Below are 18,454 nucleotides of genomic sequence, written 5' to 3'. Positions count from 1 at the left end.
ATGGTTCCGGAGGTGGTCTGCTTCACTCGCATTCGCGTTCCGCTACTCCCTGCCGACGCCGCCCTTGCCAAGGAGCCCCAATGAGCACAGACATCCATTCGCCCGCGGGCGCAAACCCCCGCCAACTCAATCGCTGGTGGTACGTCCTCACGGGTTTCCTGACGCTGTTGTTCGGCACGAGCACGGTAAACGTCCTCGTCAACGTCCTAGCAGCACCCATGACCAAGGAGTTCGGCTGGGAACGCAGTGTCATGACCAACGGGCTCTCCATCGAAACCATGATGGTCGGCATCAGCATCGTGGTGCTGGGCTTTCTCATCGACCGGTATGGACCGCGTATCCCCACTGTGCCCATGTCCCTGGCCTTTGGTGGCGGCCTCATGCTCATGGCAGCCCTACCGAACAGCGAATTCCTGTACTACCTACTGTGTTTCGTCATTGGTGCCGGTGCGGGCGCTGTCAACCCCGTCGCGCATTCGACGGTCGTCAGCGCGTGGTTCAAGAACGGTAGAGGATTGTCCTTGGGCATCCTCATGACCGGCTTGGGTGCGTGTGGCGTCATGATGCCCTACCTAGCCAACTGGGTCCTGTCCTGGGGCGGTTGGCGCATGACCTTCCTGATTATCGGCGCCCTCTGCACCATCATTCCGGCTGCCGTGTATGCCTTCATTACCCGCATGCCGGCGGAGCACGAAACCGTTCGCCAGGCAGCCCGGAGCCGGGGGAAGGTCGCCGGCGAATCGCTGCTGACAGTTGCGCGAAAATATCGTCAGTTCTGGCTCCTGTCCATCGCCATTTTCCTGGTTTCGTCGGCCACTTTCGGACTGATGGGCCAGACCGTGCCCATGACCACGGATAAGGGGGTGGACCCGGTCACTGCCGTGACCGTTCTGTCGGTGATATCCATGACCTCGATTGGGGCGCGGTTTCTGGTCGGCTTCCTCCTCGACCGGTTCTACGCCCCCTTGATCGGCATCATCATCTTCGCCCTGTGCGGAGTCGGCGTCTTCTTCCTCATCAGCTCGGCCTCCGTGGGCCCCATGATGCTCGGTGCCGCCCTCATCGGGCTCGGGCTGGGTGCCGAGGGAGACGTTGCGGCCTACATGTGCAGCCGCTATTTCCCCCAGCACTCCTATGGCCGGGTCCTTGGCTTCATCTACTTCCTCTACGCCCAAGGGTCGGCTTTCGGCATCTTCCTGCTTGGCCATATCTACGGCACGACCGGCTCGTACCAGTCAGGTGCGCTGCCGATCATCATCATGGTCGCAGCCGCCATCCTCTGCCTTCTCTTCATGGGTCCCTACCGGTTCACGCTGGATCATCAGGAAACCGGGACCTCGGCGAAGCCTGACTCCGGTGCAGGGACAACCGATTCTACTCACGACGAAACCGGCGTTTCCGCCTGAAAGGAGCGATTCTTGGGGAACATCTTCGAGAGCGCAGGGACACCGGCACTGTCCGGCGTGCTCGGCCCGCCGGAACGCCGGCTCTCGGTTTCCCGATGCAGTCTCTCCGGGAGCCGCGTGGAGGCACAGATGACCACTGGCCCCTGGAACCGGCGCGGAGATGGGACGGCGTCCCACTCCGCGCTCGGCGTCCTCGTCGATGACGTCGTCGGCAATGCCGCGTTGCTGTACCGGGACCCGGAAAGCTGGGCCGTGACGACGGAACTGTCCCTGGACATTCTCGCGCCGCTCCCGGCTGACGGAAGTTTGCTAACGTGCCGGGCCGTACACCTCGGGCAGGACGAAACCAGCTGCTATGCGGCGGGCGAGGTCCGCACCGATTCCGGCACGCTGCTGGCCCGGGCCTCGTCGTGGCTGATCTTCGTCCCCGGAGTGCCTGAGAAGGTGCGTGGTCAGCACACTGCCCCGGCGACCATTCCGCCGGCCGACGCACTCGAGGAGGCCTTGGGCCGCCCCGACGCAAACGGCCCGGGTGGTGACACTTTCCCAGCTCGGTCTGGCGCATTCCATGCCACTGAGTGGCAGCTCAACCCGGCTGGCGCCATCCACGGCGGAATGGTCGCTGGGATGTGCGGGCTGGCAGCCGAGGAGGCCGTGGCGGGCACAGGGGTGAGGCTGCAGTCACTCAGGGTCACTTTCCTCCGCCCTGGTCGAGGCATCCAGGTCCCCCAGACACGCGTGATCCATAACGGGAACCGGCTCAAGAAGGTGTCGGTTTCCCTCATGGGCCCCTCGGGGAAACCGACTGCCTCGGCCGAAGCGGTCCTGCGTCCCTGACCCGGTCAGCCCTTCGTCGGCTTATAGAGATACGACGAGGAGCGCGTCAGTGCGTATTCGAAGATTCCGTAGCCGGTGACGCCGTTCCAGGTGAAGCGGGTGCACCGGTCGGTCAGGGCCGAGTCGAGTGTCTTGGCACTCACTGACCCGTCCAGGGGGTACACGTCGGACTCGGAGTGGTTGCGGCCAAGGACCTTGCCGTGGTTACCGCCGTAGCCACCGCCGGCCATGTAACCGCCCCCGGCGGTGGCGTCGGCCTCCACTTCGTAGGTCCTGCCAGCGGCCGTCGCGAACTGGACCGTCCCGGAGACCAGGTCGTTGTTCTGGTTGAACTTAAGGTCGTGGACCACGTTGATGATGTCGTCAACTTGCCCGTCTTCATGCATGACCGCACCCTCGAGCACGATTCGTCCCCCAGAACGGTCCTCCACCAATAGGAAGCCAATCGCCCGGTCCGGGAACTGCGCCTGATACCAGACGTGCAGGCCCTGGCCACCAGACATGGTGCGCACACCGCGCGAACGGTCCCTGACCCCGTACCAACCGTCGACGGATCGGCGCTGTCCGTCCAGGATCAGGGTTCCTTCATAGCGGCCGGGCTGGAAGAGGTGGTCGAACGAGGTGGCGTTGCCATCCGTGTTCTCCACGTCCACTGACCCAAACCAGTACGGGGCCCGTGCCCTCCAGACCAGGTCCAGCTGCAGGCCCGTGGGGTTTTCCCCAAGCACCACCCGCCACATTTGGTTGTCTTCCACAGTCTCCCAACGCAATGGCCCGACGGAGGAACCATCCGTGGACGAAAGCTCGGTGGAGAAACGATGGTTGCGCTGTTCTGTCTCGGTATTCAACACCACGAACCCGTCGACCACGTCCCGGGGCGGATAGGCCCCGGCACCCAGGATGAGCGAGGGGACGGTTCCGTCGTCGGGGTGGAGATTGAACATGAACCGGTCGAAGAACCTCTCGGGCATGTCCGTGGTCTCGTCGGTGATCATCGCGTCATCGAAGGCGGTACTCATGGTGCTCCTTGGTTGTTGTCGTTGGCGCGGGCAGGTCAGGCAGGTGACAGTCCGGCAATCTCCCTGGCCTCTGCCAGGAAGCTGTCCACCAGACCGGGCGTGAGGTAGTAGTCGTCCTCCCCGCGGCGTCGGCTGTATTCGTAGAGTGCGGCCAGCTTCCAGAGCGCCAGGGTGGTGTACCACGGCAGATGTGTCAGGTCCGCTCCGGTCTGCCGAGCGTAGCGTTCAGCCAGTACGGCCCGGCTCGGGTAACCCTCCTCGAGCATGGCCGTTCCCAGGTCCTCCGTGGGCGTGCGAGCGTGGCCCTTTTCGGGAACCGAGGACAGGAAGTACCCCAAGTCGAACAAGGGGTCTCCCAGGGTGGCCAGCTCCCAATCCAGGACGGCGGCGACCCGGCCCGGTGCCTCAGATCCGATAACGGTGTTGCCGATCCGGTAGTCGTTGTGGATCACGGCGGCGCCCGATTCCTCCGGCACGTTGTCCTGCAACCAGGCGTGGATGTCGGCGAACTCCGGTGGCTGGTTGCCGTCATTGTCCTGGACCAACCGGGCCATGCGCTTCAGATGCCGGGCGTTGAAGCCCTCGGGATGTCCGAGGTCGTCCAGGCCGGCGGCGGTGTAGTCGGTCTGGTGCAACCGGGCCAGGTTGTCTATCAATGAGTGGGCGATGTTGAGCCGCTGTTCAGGGGAGGACAGCTCTGCGGGCGTCCTCGTGGTCACCACGTGCCCAGGGGCGAAGGACATGACGTAGAACGGCACGTCCAACACCTCGCCTTCCGGCACGGTGGCGAGCACTTCCGGCACGGGATAGCCCGTTGCGTGCAGGCCAGCCAGGAAGCGGGCCTCTCGGAGCATGTCATTGGCTCCCGGCGGCAGTGGCGGCGGTGGAGGGCGGCGGACAACGACGGAGCGTTCCCCATTCCCAACGAGGAACGTCAGATTGGAATGGCCGTCCCCGATCGGCTTTGAGGTCAGTGGACCGGATAGCACGCCACGGTCCTCGAGGAAGGCTGCCAGGGCCGCCAGGGTCGCGTCTGTCCAGTCCCAAACCTGGTCCCGGCCTTCGCCCGTTCCCGGGGTGGACGCTTCACGTGATGGGCTCGCGCCGGTCGGTGTCATGGCGTGTCCCACCTCAGCGTCCCGTGAAATTCGGTTCGCGCTTTTCCCTGAAGGCCGCAAGGGCCTCTGGCATGTCCTCTGTGCGCGTCATCAGCGCCTGGCCTCTGTTCTCCAATTCCAGAGCGGCCGCATAGGAGGTGATTTCCTGATTACGCTGGATGGCGCGTTTGGACATGCGGACCCCACCGGGCGAGTTCCGGGCGATTTCTTGGGCCATCAGCACGGCCGCGTCGGACAGCTCATCAACGGGGACAATGCGGTTGACCAGGCCGATCCGTTCGGCTTCGTCGGCCTTGACGATCCGGCCCGTGTACCCGATCTCCGCGGCCCGGCCCGGTCCGACGAGCCGAGTGAGGTTGTAGGAGGTCCCCAGTTCACCGATCGACAGACCCACCTTGACGAAGGCGGCGCTGAACTTCGCGGTGGGGGCCGCCAGCCGGATATCCGCGGCCAGTGCCAGCGCCAGCCCGCCGCCAGTGGCCGGTCCATGGATGGCTGCGATCACGGGGAATGGAAGGTGTCGGATGCCCTGGATGCCACCGGTCGCCGTTTCCTGGAACTTCAGGAATTCGCGGACGCCCATGGTGGTGATGATGTCGATTTCGTCGAGGTCGAAACCAGCACAGAAGGCCCGTTCCCCGGCGCCGGTGACAATCAGTGCCCGGGCACCGCTGTCGCGCAGGGCCCTGGCAGCGAGCCCGTACTCGGTGAACATCTTCACGGTCTGCGAGTTCATCCGGTCTGGCCGGTTCATCCGCAGGACCACGATGTCTCCGGGAAGTTCCTCGATGGTCAGGGTTTCCAACTCGGGAATCTGCAGCTTCATGTCTCTCGTCTTTCGTCGCTCGGGTTGCCTGGTTAGCTACTGATGGAGGGCCTCAGGCCCCGATGAAGTTCGGCTTCCGCTTTTCCTTGAAGGCGTTCAGGGCCTCGGCCATGTCCTGAGTGCGGGTCAGCAGGGCCTGTCCGCGGTTCTCCAGTTCCAGTGCTCCGGCGTAGGAGGCTGCCTCCATGTTGGCCTGCAGGGCGCGCTTCGAGAGCTGGACGCCGGTCGGCGAATTCTCGGTGATGGACACGGCCAACTCGACGGCGGCGTCCACCACCTCGCCGTCCGGGTGCACGCTGGTCACCATGCCCAGGCGCAGGGCTTCCTCGGCTCCGACTTGCCGGCCGGTGTAGGCGATCTCGGCCGCGTGCCCGGGGCCGATCAAACGGGTGAGTAGCCAGGACACGCCCAGGTCGCCGGCGGTCAGGCCGATCTTGACGAAGGCAGCGTTGAACCTGGCCTTCTCGGAAGCCAGTCGAATGTCCGCTGCCAAGGCCAGGGACATGCCCCCACCCGCTGCCGGCCCGTTGATCGCGGCGATGAAGGGGATGCGGATACTGCGAAGGGCCAGCAGGGCCCGCGCCGCCAGCTCCTGCTGGTCGAGCATCCCCATGGCACCCAGGTTCGGCAGGTCCTGGGCGTCTTTCAGGTCGTATCCGGAGCAGAAGGCCTTGCCGGAACCGGTCATCACCAGTACCCGGATGTCGTCGTCGTCATCTATTGACCATGCAAGCTCCTCGAATTCCCGGAACATGGTGTTGTTCATGGCGTTATAGGTCTCGGGGCGGTTCAGGGTCATGACCGTGACCCCCGGTGCCCGCTCTTCCAGGGTGAAGGTCTCGTAACTGGTGTCGGTCGTCTTCATGGTGTCTCCGTGGCAACTCGGGTCCGCACGTCCGCGGACAATTCGGTGGTGTTCGTCCCGACGGCGCTGTCATCGTTGGGTCCTGCACAGACAACGGCGCCAGAGCCCAGCCATTTGGCGATCCGCCTCTTCGGCGTCCCCCAGTTGGTGAGGACTTCTTCGCTATGTTGGCCGGGTAGCGGCGGGGAAGCCGTCACGGTCGCAGGGGTCCGGCTGAATCGCGGCGCCGGGGAGGGCTGGGGGACGCCGTCGACCTCGGTGAAGGATCGACGCGCCCGGGCGTGCTCCGATTGGGTCGCCTCCTCCGTGGTCAGGACGGGATGCAAGCATGCATTGCGTCCTGTGGAAGCTGCCACCCACTCGTCCCTTGTCCGGGTAAGGAAGCGCGCAGCAAACACCTGCTTGAGAGCTGGCCACGCGGCCTCGTCATCCTGGCGGCCGGGAAGAAGTGCCTCATCCAGGTCGAGGACGTCGAGCAGGTCGGCGTAGAAGGCAGGTTCCATGGCACCAATGGCGACCCATTTGCCGTCCGACGTTTCATAGCTGTCATAGAACGGCGCGCCGCTGTCCACGAGGTTCGTGCCCCGTTCCGCGCGCCAGGTGCCGGTCGACATGAAACCGAAGAACGCCGTACCCAAGAGCGCGGCACCGTCCACCATGGCGGCATCGATGACCTGGCCTTTGCCGGACCGTCCTGTTTCCCACAGGGCCGCAAGAACGCCCATGGCCAATAGCATCCCGCCGCCGCCGAAGTCGCCGAGGAGGCTCAGCGGCGGGGTAGGTGGGGAGCCCTTCCGGCCGATGAGCGATAGCAGGCCCGAGGTGGCGATGTAGTTGATGTCGTGGCCTACGTCTTGGGAGAGGGGGCCATCCTGGCCGAATCCGGTCATACGCCCGTAGATGAGCCGTGGGTTGCGACGGAAGCAGTCCTCGGGACCAATACCGAGCCGTTCAGTCACCCCGGGCCGAAATCCCTCGATCAGCACGTCGGCCCGCTCGACCATGTCCAGCACCACGTCGGCACCGTCGTCGTGTTTTAGATCCACAGCGAGCGAGCGGCGTCCGCGATGCATGGCCTCCTTGCGGAAGTCGAGGTTCGGTCCCGGCAAGCTCGCACCGTGAGCACGATCAACCCGGACCACGTCGGCACCCAGATCGGCCAGCACCATTGCGGCAAAGGGCCCAGGGCCCATGCTCCCGATCTCCAGAACCCGAAGTCCCGCCAAAGGGCCTGTGAACGATCGTTCCGGAATGGCCATACTGTCCCATGATCCCTTCTGGTGGTTACCGAATGGCGTGCCGACGCCGTGCAGTGTCAGGCGAAGTTCGGCTTGCGCTTGTTGATGAAGGCGTCGATGCCCTCGGCGGCCTCGCCGTGCTCGAACAGTCCCTGTTCTTGTTCGACCTCCACGCGGATGCCCTCGGCAAACGGCAGGTCATATGCGGCGTCGACGGACCGGATCCCTGCGATCTGGGCAGGCAGCGAGGCGCCTGCAAATTCGTCTGCAAAGGCCAGGGCGGCATCCACGACATCACCGTCGGTGGAGCGGTCAACGAGCCCGATTTCGGCGGCCTCGGCGGCGTGGACATGGCGGGCCGTCAGGATGATGTCGAGCGCCCTGCCCCGGCCGACGAGCCGGGGTAGACGTTGAGTGCCGCCGGCGCCGGGGATCAATCCGATGTTGACTTCCGGTAGGCCATAGCGGGCCCGCTGGCCGCCCACGCGGAAGGTGCAGGCCATGGCCAGTTCCATGCCGCCGCCGAGGGCCAGGCCGTCGACTGCGGCGATACTGACGAAAGAGGCTGCCGCTATGCGGTCGTTGGCGGCCCGCATCTGGTTTCCGTAAGCCGTGAAGGAGCCCGCATCGATGGTGCCAAGGTGCTTGATGTCAGCTCCTGCAGCGAAGAAGCCATCGATCGCGGAACGAATGATCATCACCTTGATATCACCAGCCTTCTCGGCGGCATCACAAGCGGCCTGCAGGCCGTCCAAAAGGGGAATGCCCAGGGCGTTGGCCGGACCCCGTTCCATGGTCACAACCATGGTTCCGGGACGGACCGTTTCCCACGTCACCACCTCGGTAGCCAATTCTGCGGGCATCAAGACCTCCAGGGTAAAGCACTAATGTTTATGGTTAGACCATACTTTATGGCGTCCGCTTTGTGAAGTCGTCTTCGATCCAGCAATCCAACCGGCGTCCGGCTTTTCATCTCCACTTCACGACATCACGGCGACCCCACGCCGGCCCGCATCTCCACGTTGTGGGCTTCCCACGTGATTACCGAGTTGGTGCCATTCTGCGGGACATCAGTGCCGCCGAACGGGCATCAAGCAGTCCCGGCAGAGTGACGGAGCGGGCATGGTCAAGCCCGGTTGGATCACGACGCGACGCACCTCGCCAGCCATACGGAAAACGGCCGTTCCTTGGGATCGACTCCACGAACACGCAAAACAGAGCTCGCGCTGACACTCAGCGCGGCTTCCCGCTAGTGGGATGGGGACTCGCGAGGCGAATCCCAACTGGGCGTGGTCTCCGGTCCGTTGAAGTCCACGGGTTTAATTCAATCGGCGGGGGCCGGCGCACGTAGTTCATGCTTGAGCACCTTGCCCGTGGCGTTGCGGGGCAGCTCAGGAACAAGCCGCAACTCCAAGGGGAGCTTGTAGCGAGCCAGTTTGGCCCCGGCGAACTCCCGGAGGGCTTCGAGGTCGAGTTCGACACCGGGTTTGGGTGCCACGACTGCCACCACGCGTTCGCCCCATCTCTCGTCTCCGACTCCGATGACGGCGACCTCCTGGACGCCGGGATGCCCATACAGGACATCCTCCACTTCGGCCGAATAGACATTCTCTCCGCCGCTGATGATCATGTCCTTGAGCCGGTCGACGATGTAGAAGTACCCGTCCTCGTCCTGGTATGCGACATCGCCACTGCGGAACCACCCGTTTCCGCCCTGCGCGGCGGCCGTCGCCTCCGGCATGTTCCAATAGCCCGGGGTGACGGTATCACCGCGCACACATAGTTCGCCCCGGACACCCGGTTCCGTGATGTCGGTGCCACCGAAATCGACCAGTTTGACTTCATTGAGCAGGCCCGCGGTTCCGCAGGAGCCCAGCTTGCCGAGCGCATCCCGGGTCCCGAGAAATGTGGCACCTGTAGCCACCTCGGTCTGTCCCCAGCACTGGCTCACGGGGATGCCGCGCGATCCATAGAGTCGCAAGAGGGACTCGGGTACGGGCGCCGCCCCGGCAACGACGATGCGGATGCTGGACAGGTCGGCAGCTTCGAAACGCTCATGGCGGCCGATTCCCTGCATCATGGCCGGGACCAAGAACAGCGAGGTCACCCGGTAGCGCTCCACGTCGTCCAGCAGGAGGCCCGGATCGAACTTCTCGTGGATGATCACGTGGGCACCGGCCATGAGCATGGGCAAGGTCATGACGCACATGCCGCCGGAGTGGAACAACGGTGCCGATGTCAGGGCCACGTGGTCAGCGGCATAGCCCACGGAGAGCATCCAGTTCACGTTGTTCGTCCACAGATTCCGATGTGAGAGGACGGCGCCCTTGGGGTTTCCGGTCGTGCCAGAGGTGTAGACGATCACGCCCGGTGAATCCGGATCCACGGGCGCCTCCTCCACATGGGGGTGTTCCCGGGCCAGAAGTTCGTCGATTCCCTGCCACCCGTGCACTCCCTGGCCGAACCGCAGGTAGCTGCGGATCTCGAGGTCATCGCGGACCTCGTCGACGGGAGCCGAGTGGGCTTCATCGGCGATCAGCAGCTCCGCGCCGCTGTCGCGGACGAAGTAGGCGAGCTCGTGGCCGGTGCACCGGAAGTTCAGGGGCACGAAGATGGCCCCGAGTCGTGCGGTGGCGAACAGGGCGATGAGGAAGCGGCTGTGGTTGAACCCCACATATGCCACCCGGTCCCCCGGCGCGACGCCGGAGGCCGCCAGCATGTCTGCGAAGGCCTCGACGGCGGCCTGCGCCTGGCCGAAGGTCAGGGTAGTACCGGCAAAGGAGATCGCGTCACGGGCACCGTCCCGTTCGGCGCGGCGGCGGAACCAGGTGGCCAGTCCAGTGGGGTGCATGATGGTCCTCTCGAAGGTTGCCAACGGTGGGTGTGGGCCCGGCGTGAAGCTAACCGGTCCCGGGATCACGCCCGGCGCGGGAACTTCGAGAAGTCCGGCTCCCGCTTGGCCTTGAACGCGTCCCTGCCTTCCTGGGCCTCTTCCGTGCCGTAGAACAACAGATTGGCATCGTGCGCCAACTGCTGGATCCCGGCGAACCCATCCTCGGCGGCGTGGAAAGACGCCTTCATCAGACGGAGGGCATACGGAGAGAGGGCGAGCATCTCCCGGCACCAGGCCAGCGTCTCCTCTTCGAGCCGCTCCAGCGGAACCACGGTGTTGACCAAACCCATCTGCAGGGCCTGGTCCGCATCGTATTGGCGGCAGAGGAACCAGATCTCCTTGGCCTTGCGGGCCCCCACCAATTCAGTCAGCAGCGACGCGCCGAAGCCGCCGTCAAAGGATCCGACGCGCGGGCCCACCTGGCCGAACCGCGCGTTGTCCGCCGCAATGGCCAGATCGCAGACGAGTTGGAGGACGTGCCCGCCGCCGATGGCCCAGCCAGCGACCATGGCAACGATCGGTTTGGGGCACCGTCTCATCTGGACGTGCAGGTCGGTCACGTGGAACCGGCCGGTTGCCTTCGCATCCGTCTTGTACCCGCTGTCGCCCCGCACCCGCTGGTCCCCCCCGGAGCAGAAGGCCTGGTCCCCCGCGCCGGTGAGGATGATGACGCCCACGGATTCGTCCTCCCGGGCGGTAACCAAGGCGTCGGAGACCTCGATCAACGTCTGGGGGCGGAAGGCATTGTGGACTTCCGGGCGGTTGATGGTGATCTTGGCGATCCCGTCCTCGGTGGTCTCGTACCGGATGTCCTCGTACTGGCCGAAGGCTGTCCAGGTTTCGACGCTCATGCCATCGTCAGTCCGCCGGAGACGGACAGGGTCTGGCCGGTGATGAAACCGGCACCGTCCGAGGCGAAGAACGCGACCGCCGGGCCGATGTCCTCCGGGGTGCCCAGACGCTTCATGGGAACGGCGCGGGTCATGCCCGAAAGGACCTTGTCGGCGTCGTCCCCGGCACCATCAGCGAACTTGCGTAGGGCCGGGGTGTCCGTGGGGCCGGGGCAGACCACGTTGGCGGTGACGCCCTTGGTGGCGACCTCTCGGGCAAGGGTCTTGGTGAAGGCAATGACGCCGCCCTTCGCTCCCGAGTAGACGGCCTCGAGCGAGGAGCCGACGCGGCCTGCGTCGGAACCGATGTTGATGACCCGGCCGAAGCCGCGCTCGATCATGCCCGGAACGATGGCCTTGATGGTGCGCAGGTGTCCCTTGAAGTTCAGGTCCACGATCTTGTCCCAGAAGTCCTCGGTGGTGTCCAGGAACGGCATGAAATCGTCCCATCCGGCGTTGTTGACCAGCACGTCGATGGGCCCGGACTGGGTCTCCGCCTGCTGCACTGCCTCCTGCACGGAAGCCGCGTCCGTGACGTTCATCTTCACGGCTGAGGCCTTCAGGCCCCGACCGGTCAGTTCCTCTGCGGCGGCCTTGGCGACGTCCAGGTTCAGGTCGGCAATCACCACGGAGAAGCCGGCTTCGGCCAGCGACGTGGTGATGCCCTTGCCGATGCCCTGGGCTCCTCCGGTGATCAATGCGGTGCGGTCGGTCATGGTCGTTCCCTTCGTGTTGGCTGGTGTGGATCTCCCGTGCCGACGGGACGCCGGGTTGGGAGGAGTTGGGGTGGGCTGGACGGCCGATGTCGGCGCCGGTTCAGGCGGCCGTGCCCCAGCCGATGGGGCCGGCCACGATGGAGTGGCTGGTCAGCTTGCGTCCCAGGATGTCCTGGGCGTGACGTGCGGATTGGATGATCGCCTCGAGATCCACCCCGGTCTGCACGCCCATCTCATGGAACATGCTGATCAGGTCCTCGGAGGCGATATTGCCCGTGGACCCCTTGGGGACGGGGCAGCCGCCAAGTTCCCCGAAACTGGATTCGAAGGAGCGGCAGCCGGCCTCGAGTGCCGCGTAGGCATTGGCGAGGCCCTGGCCGCGGGTGTTGTGGAAGTGGGCGGTGAGTTCCACGTTGGGAAGCCGACGGGCAGCTTCCGTGAAGAAGCGGCTCACGTAGGCGGGATTCGCCATGCCCGTGGTGTCGCCGAAACCCAGCTCGGTGGCACCGGACTCGGCGAACTCCTCGGCCAGGTCCAGGACCCGGTCCATCGGCACGTGTCCCTCGTAGGGGCAACCGAACGAAGTGGCGATAACCGCACCGTATTTGATGCCCTCCGCGACAACGCGGCTGCCCATTGCCTTGACGTCGTCCATGGTCTGTCGGACCGTACGGTTGATGTTGGCCTTGTTGTGGGTCTCGGAGGAGCTGACAAACAGGGTGCACGCATCGAAGAGATCGCGGATGGCCAAGGCGTTGTCCAGGCCCTTGGAGTTCGGGATCAGGACCATGCGCTCGACCGATGCCGGCAGGTCGATGCCCTTCAGGACTTCGACGCCGTCGGAGAGCTGCGGGATGACGTCCGGGCGGACGAAGCTGGCGACCTCGATCCGGGTCAGTCCGGTTTGGCCGAGCTCGTTGATCAGCTGGATCTTGTCCGCGGTCGGGATGGTTTCCGGTTCGTTCTGGAAGCCGTCGCGGGGGCCGACCTCGCGGATCACGACGGTACGGTCCTCGCCGGGGGTGGCGTTGGTGGTTGTCGCGGTCATGCCGGTACCTCCTGGATGTTCTGGTTGTGGACTGCGCGGGCAAGTTCGTCCCGGTGTTCCTCGGCCGCGATATTGATCAGGGCCAGGGCCCGGGCCCGTTCGGTGAGGCCCGTCAGCACGGCTGCACCGTGCTCGGTGACGACCACGTCGACGTCTGCCCGCACGGTGGTGACCAGTCCGCCGTCGAGCACGGGCCGGATGGTGGAGGCCCCCCTCGATGTGGAGCGCAACGCGATGATCGACCGGGCCCCCGTGAGGGACGCCGCTCGGCTGAAGTCCGCCTGGCCTCCAATGGCGCCCAGATACCGTCCGGCCACGCGTTCGGAACCGACCTGCCCGGCGAGGTCGACCTCCAGCGCGGAGTTGATGGCGACGAGACCGCCCAAGCGGGAGAGCACGCGCGGGTCATGGGTATAGCTCGCCGGGCGGAAGGACACCTGACATGCCTGGCCAGCCGGCTCGCCGAGTCGTCGGTAGAGGTTGGCGGAGCCCAGCGCGGAGCCGGTGACGACGGCGCCCGGGTCGATCTCCTTGCGGGCACCGGTCACCGCCCCGGAATCGATGAGGTCGAGAACGCCGTCGGTGATCATCCCCGAGTGGAAGCCCAGGTCCCGGTGGCCGGACAACGCCTGGAGCACCGCGTTCGGCAGGGTGCCGACGCCGACCTGCAGGGTGGCCCCGTCCTCGATCAGCCCGGCCACATGGCCGGCGATGGCCTGGTCGACCTCGTCCGGAGCGCGCAGGGGCATGGTCGCCAAGGGACGGTCCACCTCAACGGTTGCCGCGAAATCCGACAGCGATAGGGTGGGGCCGTCCTCGATGAACGGCATGGCATGGTTGATCTCGGCCACGAGCGTGCGCGTGTGCTGCAGGGCGTCACCGCAATAGTCGACGCCGATGCCCAGCGAAACGCGCCCATTGCGGTCCGGCGGTGAGACCTGCAGCAGCCCGACGTCGGCTGGCAGCCTGCCCTGCGCGAACAGGCGCGGCAAGGCCGAATAGTGCGCGGGGATGATCTCCAGCCGTCCGGCGGCGGCCACCTTCCGTAGTTCGCCAAGCGCACCGTAGGAGACCATCTCCAGTCCGTCCGGTAGGTCCCGGCTCAGCCGCGGGTTCAGGCTCAGGCCGCTGAAGGCGCGGACGGCATTCACGCCGGAGTCCGGGTCCGCCACGGTATCCAGGAGCGAGTCCACGAGCGACATCGGTTCCCCGGCACCCTGCCCCCACCAGACGCCGGGGACTTCGCCTACGGCCCCGGCGAACAACGCACTGAAATCGATGGAGTCCATGTCGTCAGACCCGCTGGATCAGGGTCGCCGTGCCGAGACCGCCGCCACAGCACATGGTGACCAGGCCGATCTCCACGTCGCGGCGTTCCATTTCGGCCAGCAGGGTGGCGAACAACCGGGAGCCGGTGGCACCCACCGGGTGGCCGAGGGCGATGGCGCCGCCGTTGACGTTGACCCGGTCCATGTCCGGCTTCAGTTCCTGCTCCCAGGCCAGGACCACGGAGCTGAACGCCTCGTTGATCTCGACCAGGTCGATGTCGTTGATCGTCATGCCGTTTCGCTCCAGCAGCCGCTGGGTGGCCGGGATCGGACCGGTCAGCATGATGATCGGATCGACTCCGACGGTCGTCTGGTCCAGGATCCGTGCCCGCCGGGTGAGCCCGTGGCGTTCGACGGCCTGGTCGGAGGCGAGCACCACGCCGGCGGCACCGTCGCAGATCGGCGAGGATGAGCCGGCGGTGATACGGCCGCTTTCGCGGAACACGGTTTTCAGACCTGAGAGGGTTTCCGCAGAGGTTCCCGGACGGATGGACTGGTCACTGTCGTGCAGTTCGCCGTGGGTTTCCCAGGGGATCATCTCCCTCTTGAACCTGCCCTCGGCCACCGCCTGCGCGGCCAGGGCGTGGGAGCGTGTGGCGAACTCGTCCATCTGCCCGCGGGTGATGCCCCAGCGGTCGGCAATGAGTTCGGCGCTTTCGCCCTGCGGCACGAAGTCGTAGAGCTCGCGCAGCTCGGCGGGCCACGGCTCGCCATAGAGCTTGGAAATTTCCGCAGGTGAGTTCATCGGCACATGGCCCATGTGCTCCACGCCACCGGCGATCACCAGATCATGGGTTCCGGAAGACACGAGCCCGGCCGCCATTTCGACGGCGGTCTGGGCAGATCCGCAGCGGCGGTCCAGGACCGTGGCGGGGACCTCGGCCGGATACCCGGCCTGCAGCCAGGCGTTGCGGGCGACATTGCGGGATTGTTCGCCAAAGGGCGCGGTGCACCCGATCACCAGGTCTTCGATATCCATCGGATCAAGCCCGGTGGAGCCGAGCATCTCCGTGTAGAGGCGGCCCAGCAGTTCGTTGGGATGGACGTCCCGGAACCACCCCTTGTCCGGGTGGGACTTGCCCATCGGCGTGCGCAATGCCTCGACGATCCAGGCATCCCGGCCGTTCTCGATGAAGGGATTGCTGAACGTGCGATTCGTGTGTGCCATCGTGTCAGACCACCGTTCCGCCGTCGACCGGCAATACCTGGCCAGTGATGTAGCTGGCCGCATCGGATGCGAAGAAGACAAAACTGGGCGCGATCTCCTCCGGTGTGGCCCAGCGTCCCATGGCTATCCGGGCCAGCTGCTTTGCCGAAAGCTTCTCGTTGGTCCGCACCGTTTCCGTCATGGCCGTGGCGGCCAGGGGAGCCAATGCGTTGACGGTGATCTGGCGGCGGGCCAGTTCCTTGGCCAGCGATTTCGTGAGTCCGATGATGCCGGCCTTGGCGGAACCGTAGTTGATCTGGCCGATCGTGCCGGTCAGCCCGGCGGCCGAGGTGACGTTGAGGATGCGGCCGGTGCCGTCATCGGGCAGGTATTCCTGGGCCGCCTGGCTGACCGTGAAGGAACCGACGAGGTGGACGCCGACCACGAATTCGAACTGCTCGGCGGTCATTTTCGGGAACATGGCCGGGGCGATGGCCCCGGCATTGTTGACGAGGATGTTCAACGTCCCGCCGTTCAGCCCGGCGGCCTGCCGGGCCGCGGCCGCCGCTTGTTCGGCATTCCGCACGTCCAGGGCCGCGGACTCGGCACGACCACCGTCGGCCACGATGCCCTCGGCGACGGACCGCGCGGCTTCCTCGTTGAGGTCGGTCACGAGGACTGCGGCCCCGGCGGCGGCAAAGGCCCGGGCAATGGCCTCGCCGATGCCGGCACCGGCACCGGTCACCAGGGCTGAACGACCTTCCAGTGAAAAGACATCGGGATACCGGGCCGGGGTGTGCACTGCGGCCTCGCCGTCCCGGGCGGTTCCTGTGGTGTTCTCAGCCATTTCAGTAGCTCCTCGGCAGGCCCAGCACATGCGAGCCCAGGTAGTTCAGGATCATTTCCTGGCTGATGGGAGCAATCCGGGTCAGTCGGGCCTCCCGGAAGAAGCGTGCGACGGGATATTCCTCGGAGTACCCCATGCCACCGTGTGTCTGCAGGGCGCGGTCCGCTGCATCGAAGCCGGCGTCTGCACACAGGTACTTGGCCATGTTGGCCTCCTTGCCGCAGGGCTTGCCGTGGTCGTAGAGCCAGGTTGCCTTGCGGAGCATGAGTTCTGCTGCTTCCAAGCGGGCCAGCGAGTCGGCCAGCGGAAACTGGATCCCCTGGTTCTTCCCGATGGGGCGATTGAAGACCACGCGGTCGTTGCCATACTGGGTGGCGGCCTTCAGCGCCGCGTAGCCTATGCCGAGGGCTTCGGCGGCCACCAGCATGCGCTCGGGGTTCAGCCCGTCCAGCAAATAGGTGAAGCCCTTGCCCTCCTCGCCGATCCGGTGCTCCTCCGGGATGCGCAGATCATCGATGAACAGCTCATTGGAGGTCACTGCATTGCGGCCCATCTTCTTGATGGGCCGGATATCCACGTGGTCGCGGTCGATGTCCGTAAAGAACAGGGTCATGCCGTCGGTCTTCTTCTGGACGTCCTCGGACTTGGTGGTCCGTGTCAGCAGCAGCACCTTCTCGGATTCGGCGGCCTTGGAGATCCAGACCTTGCGGCCGTTGACCACGTAGTCGCTGCCGTCCCTGCGGGCGAAGGTGGTGATCTGGGTCGTGTCCAGCCCGGCACCGGGCTCGGTAACACCGAAGCAGACATGCAGATCGCCGTTGGCGATCCGGGGCAGGTTCTCCTGCTTCATCTGTTCCGTGCCGTGGACGACGACGGGATGCATGCCGAAGATGGACAGGTGCATGGAACTGGCACCATTCATGCCGGCTCCGGAGGCAGCCACCTCCTGGAGCAGGATGGAGGCCTCGGTGATGCCCATGCCATGGCCACCGAATTCCTCCGGCATGGTGATGCCCAACCATCCTCCCGAGGCGAAGGCCTCGTAGAACTCGGTGGGGAACTCCTTGTTGAGATCCTTGTCCATCCAATACTGATCGTCGAAGCGGGAGGCGAGATCCGCCACTGCTTCCTTAATCGTCTGCTGGTCGTCCGTCAGCTCGAAGTCCATGCGGAGGCCTCCTTCTTGCGGGGTGCCCGGTGAGGGCGCGGACGCGGTCGTTGCGTCCGATATGAAAAACCATAGCAAAGGTCAGACCGAATAGCCATCTGGTCGTTAGTGCTAATCTTGACGGACAACGAACTCTTCAAAAGGTCGGCACCCCTACAGGTCAGACCACTGCAAGGGCGTCCCCCGCGGACTACAGACAGCACGGCACCACGACCCGCAACCGCGGGAGCGATCCCGCCCCTGGAGGCAAGCATGGTCACGCAGCGCAGCACATCGCAGAGCACGGATACCCTCCCGGCCATGCTCTCCCCCCTACAGGTGCCGAAGGCTTCTGATGTGTTGGCGGATGACCTGCGCGAGAGGATCCTCCGCGAGGAGTTCCCCGAGGGCACGTCCTTGCCGCCCGAGCGTGAGCTGGTCTCGCAGACCGCCATGAGCCGCACGACCGTGCGCGAGGCGCTGCGCATACTCGAAGTCCAGGGGCTGGTCACCATTCGCACCGGCCGGGCCGGGGGTGCCTTCGTCCGCCGCCCGGACAGCGACTCGATGGCGAATTCCGCCCAGTTGTTGATCCGCGGCCGGCAGGTCCGCATGGAGGACTTGCTGGAGACCCGCGAGGCGATCGAGCCCCAATGCGCCGGGCTGGCCGCCAGGCACAGGACGGATGAGGACCTCAAGAAACTAGAGCACCTCAATGACCGGATCGAGAACGCCGACAGCACCTCCCTGGCCGAGTTCCTGCAGGTCAACGTGGACTGGCATGTGGCCGTGGCTGCAGCCAGCCACAACGAGCTGCTCTCCGGTCTCATGCGCGCCTTGTCGGAGGCCATTTACGCGGGCACCGACAACCAGGGCTTCGTCACCGACGAGGTGCGGGCGACCACCGTCAGGGCCCACCGGTCCATCACCCGCGCCATCCGCGAGCGGGACCGGGACGCGGCAGTGCGCCGCATGAACCGCCACGTGCACTCCTACGCCGAGGCGATCCTGCAGGTGGACCATCCTTCGGAAGTCAGCGTCACCAAGCAAGCCGGCGTCTGAGACGTCCGCCGCCCCTCACCCATGGTGTGTGGCGGCAGCGCTTCAAGCAGAACCGACGGCGGTGCGC

Annotated in this window: 17 protein-coding genes; 3 read left to right on the top strand and 14 right to left on the bottom strand. The window is 65.4% G+C overall.

The features are described 5' to 3' along the window. The first annotated feature begins 80 nt into the window (after positions 1–80). Positions 81–1,406, top strand: a complete 1,326-nt coding sequence (locus tag ABD088_RS14380) for an MFS transporter (RefSeq protein ID WP_343902648.1) — start codon at positions 81–83, stop codon at positions 1,404–1,406. A gap of 12 nt (positions 1,407–1,418) precedes the next feature. Beyond that, a complete protein-coding gene (locus ABD088_RS14375) occupies positions 1,419–2,243 on the top strand; it encodes a PaaI family thioesterase (RefSeq protein WP_343902647.1) in 825 nt (274 codons plus the stop codon). A 5-nt stretch (positions 2,244–2,248) separates the two neighbouring features. Here ABD088_RS14375 and ABD088_RS14370 read toward each other — a convergent pair whose 3' ends face one another. From ABD088_RS14370 to ABD088_RS14305, 14 genes are all read right to left on the bottom strand, one after another. Then, positions 2,249–3,262, bottom strand: coding sequence for an Rv3169 family protein (locus ABD088_RS14370; protein ID WP_343902646.1), 1,014 nt, complete (start codon positions 3,260–3,262; stop codon positions 2,249–2,251). 35 nt (positions 3,263–3,297) lie between these two features. Continuing rightward, positions 3,298–4,380: a phosphotransferase family protein gene (locus tag ABD088_RS14365; protein ID WP_343902645.1), complete on the bottom strand. Its 1,083-nt coding sequence runs from the start codon at positions 4,378–4,380 to the stop codon at positions 3,298–3,300. Positions 4,381–4,393: 13 nt separating this feature from the next. Continuing rightward, on the bottom strand, positions 4,394–5,206 hold the full coding sequence (locus tag ABD088_RS14360) for an enoyl-CoA hydratase/isomerase family protein (protein ID WP_343902644.1): 813 nt from the start codon (positions 5,204–5,206) through the stop codon (positions 4,394–4,396). A gap of 52 nt (positions 5,207–5,258) precedes the next feature. Further along, on the bottom strand, positions 5,259–6,071 hold the full coding sequence (locus ABD088_RS14355; protein ID WP_343902643.1) for an enoyl-CoA hydratase/isomerase family protein: 813 nt from the start codon (positions 6,069–6,071) through the stop codon (positions 5,259–5,261). Continuing rightward, complete coding sequence (locus ABD088_RS14350; protein ID WP_343902642.1) at positions 6,068–7,330, bottom strand: CaiB/BaiF CoA transferase family protein; 1,263 nt, start codon at positions 7,328–7,330, stop codon at positions 6,068–6,070. The genes ABD088_RS14355 and ABD088_RS14350 overlap by 4 nt, the downstream gene beginning before the upstream one ends. A 56-nt stretch (positions 7,331–7,386) precedes the next feature. Beyond that, on the bottom strand, positions 7,387–8,172 hold the full coding sequence (locus ABD088_RS14345) for an enoyl-CoA hydratase/isomerase family protein (RefSeq protein ID WP_343902641.1): 786 nt from the start codon (positions 8,170–8,172) through the stop codon (positions 7,387–7,389). A gap of 461 nt (positions 8,173–8,633) precedes the next feature. Continuing rightward, positions 8,634–10,160 carry an acyl-CoA synthetase gene (locus ABD088_RS14340; protein WP_343902640.1) on the bottom strand — a complete coding sequence of 509 codons (1,527 nt, stop codon included), beginning with the start codon at positions 10,158–10,160 and terminating at the stop codon, positions 8,634–8,636. Positions 10,161–10,225: 65 nt separating this feature from the next. Next, on the bottom strand, positions 10,226–11,053 hold the full coding sequence (gene menB, locus ABD088_RS14335) for a 1,4-dihydroxy-2-naphthoyl-CoA synthase (protein WP_343902639.1): 828 nt from the start codon (positions 11,051–11,053) through the stop codon (positions 10,226–10,228). After that, positions 11,050–11,808, bottom strand: coding sequence for an SDR family NAD(P)-dependent oxidoreductase (locus ABD088_RS14330; protein ID WP_343902638.1), 759 nt, complete (start codon positions 11,806–11,808; stop codon positions 11,050–11,052). The genes menB and ABD088_RS14330 overlap by 4 nt, the downstream gene beginning before the upstream one ends. A gap of 100 nt (positions 11,809–11,908) precedes the next feature. Then, positions 11,909–12,856 (bottom strand): hydroxymethylglutaryl-CoA lyase, encoded by a 948-nt coding sequence (locus tag ABD088_RS14325; RefSeq protein ID WP_343902637.1) that lies wholly within the window; start codon positions 12,854–12,856, stop codon positions 11,909–11,911. Then, complete coding sequence (locus ABD088_RS14320; protein WP_343902636.1) at positions 12,853–14,145, bottom strand: acetyl-CoA hydrolase/transferase family protein; 1,293 nt, start codon at positions 14,143–14,145, stop codon at positions 12,853–12,855. Before ABD088_RS14320 ends, ABD088_RS14325 begins: the two co-directional genes overlap by 4 nt. Before the next feature lie 4 nt (positions 14,146–14,149). Continuing rightward, complete coding sequence (locus tag ABD088_RS14315; protein WP_343902635.1) at positions 14,150–15,352, bottom strand: thiolase family protein; 1,203 nt, start codon at positions 15,350–15,352, stop codon at positions 14,150–14,152. Between the two features lie 4 nt (positions 15,353–15,356). Then, entirely contained in the window at positions 15,357–16,178 is an 822-nt protein-coding gene (locus ABD088_RS14310) for an SDR family NAD(P)-dependent oxidoreductase (RefSeq protein ID WP_343902634.1), read from the bottom strand. Position 16,179: 1 nt separating this feature from the next. Next, positions 16,180–17,346: an acyl-CoA dehydrogenase family protein gene (locus ABD088_RS14305; RefSeq protein ID WP_343902633.1), complete on the bottom strand. Its 1,167-nt coding sequence runs from the start codon at positions 17,344–17,346 to the stop codon at positions 16,180–16,182. Between the two features lie 300 nt (positions 17,347–17,646). On the opposite strand from ABD088_RS14305, the gene ABD088_RS14300 reads away from it, so the two are divergent. After that, the gene (locus tag ABD088_RS14300) at positions 17,647–18,387 is read left to right on the top strand and encodes a FadR/GntR family transcriptional regulator (RefSeq protein WP_343902632.1); all 741 of its coding nucleotides are present in this window, start codon (positions 17,647–17,649) and stop codon (positions 18,385–18,387) included. Positions 18,388–18,454 lie beyond the last annotated feature (67 nt).

The organism is Arthrobacter rhombi (assembly GCF_039526245.1).
Classification (GTDB): Bacteria; Actinomycetota; Actinomycetes; order Actinomycetales; family Micrococcaceae; genus Arthrobacter_H; species Arthrobacter_H rhombi.
Note: the sequence above shows the minus strand (reverse complement) of the source record. Positions and strands in the feature narration are given on the sequence as shown.

Excerpts from the sequence above, each read along its gene's own strand:
- ABD088_RS14380 (WP_343902648.1), top strand. The coding sequence starts at position 81 with ATGAGCACAGACATCCATTCGCCCGCGGGCGCAAACCCCCGCCAACTC.
- ABD088_RS14370 (WP_343902646.1), bottom strand. The coding sequence starts at position 3,262 with ATGAGTACCGCCTTCGATGACGCGATGATCACCGACGAGACCACGGAC.
- ABD088_RS14365 (WP_343902645.1), bottom strand. The coding sequence starts at position 4,380 with ATGACACCGACCGGCGCGAGCCCATCACGTGAAGCGTCCACCCCGGGA.
- ABD088_RS14360 (WP_343902644.1), bottom strand. The coding sequence starts at position 5,206 with ATGAAGCTGCAGATTCCCGAGTTGGAAACCCTGACCATCGAGGAACTT.
- ABD088_RS14355 (WP_343902643.1), bottom strand. The coding sequence starts at position 6,071 with ATGAAGACGACCGACACCAGTTACGAGACCTTCACCCTGGAAGAGCGG.
- ABD088_RS14350 (WP_343902642.1), bottom strand. The coding sequence starts at position 7,330 with ATGGCCATTCCGGAACGATCGTTCACAGGCCCTTTGGCGGGACTTCGG.
- ABD088_RS14345 (WP_343902641.1), bottom strand. The coding sequence starts at position 8,172 with ATGCCCGCAGAATTGGCTACCGAGGTGGTGACGTGGGAAACGGTCCGT.
- ABD088_RS14340 (WP_343902640.1), bottom strand. The coding sequence starts at position 10,160 with ATGCACCCCACTGGACTGGCCACCTGGTTCCGCCGCCGCGCCGAACGG.
- menB (WP_343902639.1), bottom strand. The coding sequence starts at position 11,053 with ATGAGCGTCGAAACCTGGACAGCCTTCGGCCAGTACGAGGACATCCGG.
- ABD088_RS14330 (WP_343902638.1), bottom strand. The coding sequence starts at position 11,808 with ATGACCGACCGCACCGCATTGATCACCGGAGGAGCCCAGGGCATCGGC.
- ABD088_RS14325 (WP_343902637.1), bottom strand. The coding sequence starts at position 12,856 with ATGACCGCGACAACCACCAACGCCACCCCCGGCGAGGACCGTACCGTC.
- ABD088_RS14320 (WP_343902636.1), bottom strand. The coding sequence starts at position 14,145 with ATGGACTCCATCGATTTCAGTGCGTTGTTCGCCGGGGCCGTAGGCGAA.
- ABD088_RS14315 (WP_343902635.1), bottom strand. The coding sequence starts at position 15,352 with ATGGCACACACGAATCGCACGTTCAGCAATCCCTTCATCGAGAACGGC.
- ABD088_RS14310 (WP_343902634.1), bottom strand. The coding sequence starts at position 16,178 with ATGGCTGAGAACACCACAGGAACCGCCCGGGACGGCGAGGCCGCAGTG.
- ABD088_RS14305 (WP_343902633.1), bottom strand. The coding sequence starts at position 17,346 with ATGGACTTCGAGCTGACGGACGACCAGCAGACGATTAAGGAAGCAGTG.
- ABD088_RS14300 (WP_343902632.1), top strand. The coding sequence starts at position 17,647 with ATGCTCTCCCCCCTACAGGTGCCGAAGGCTTCTGATGTGTTGGCGGAT.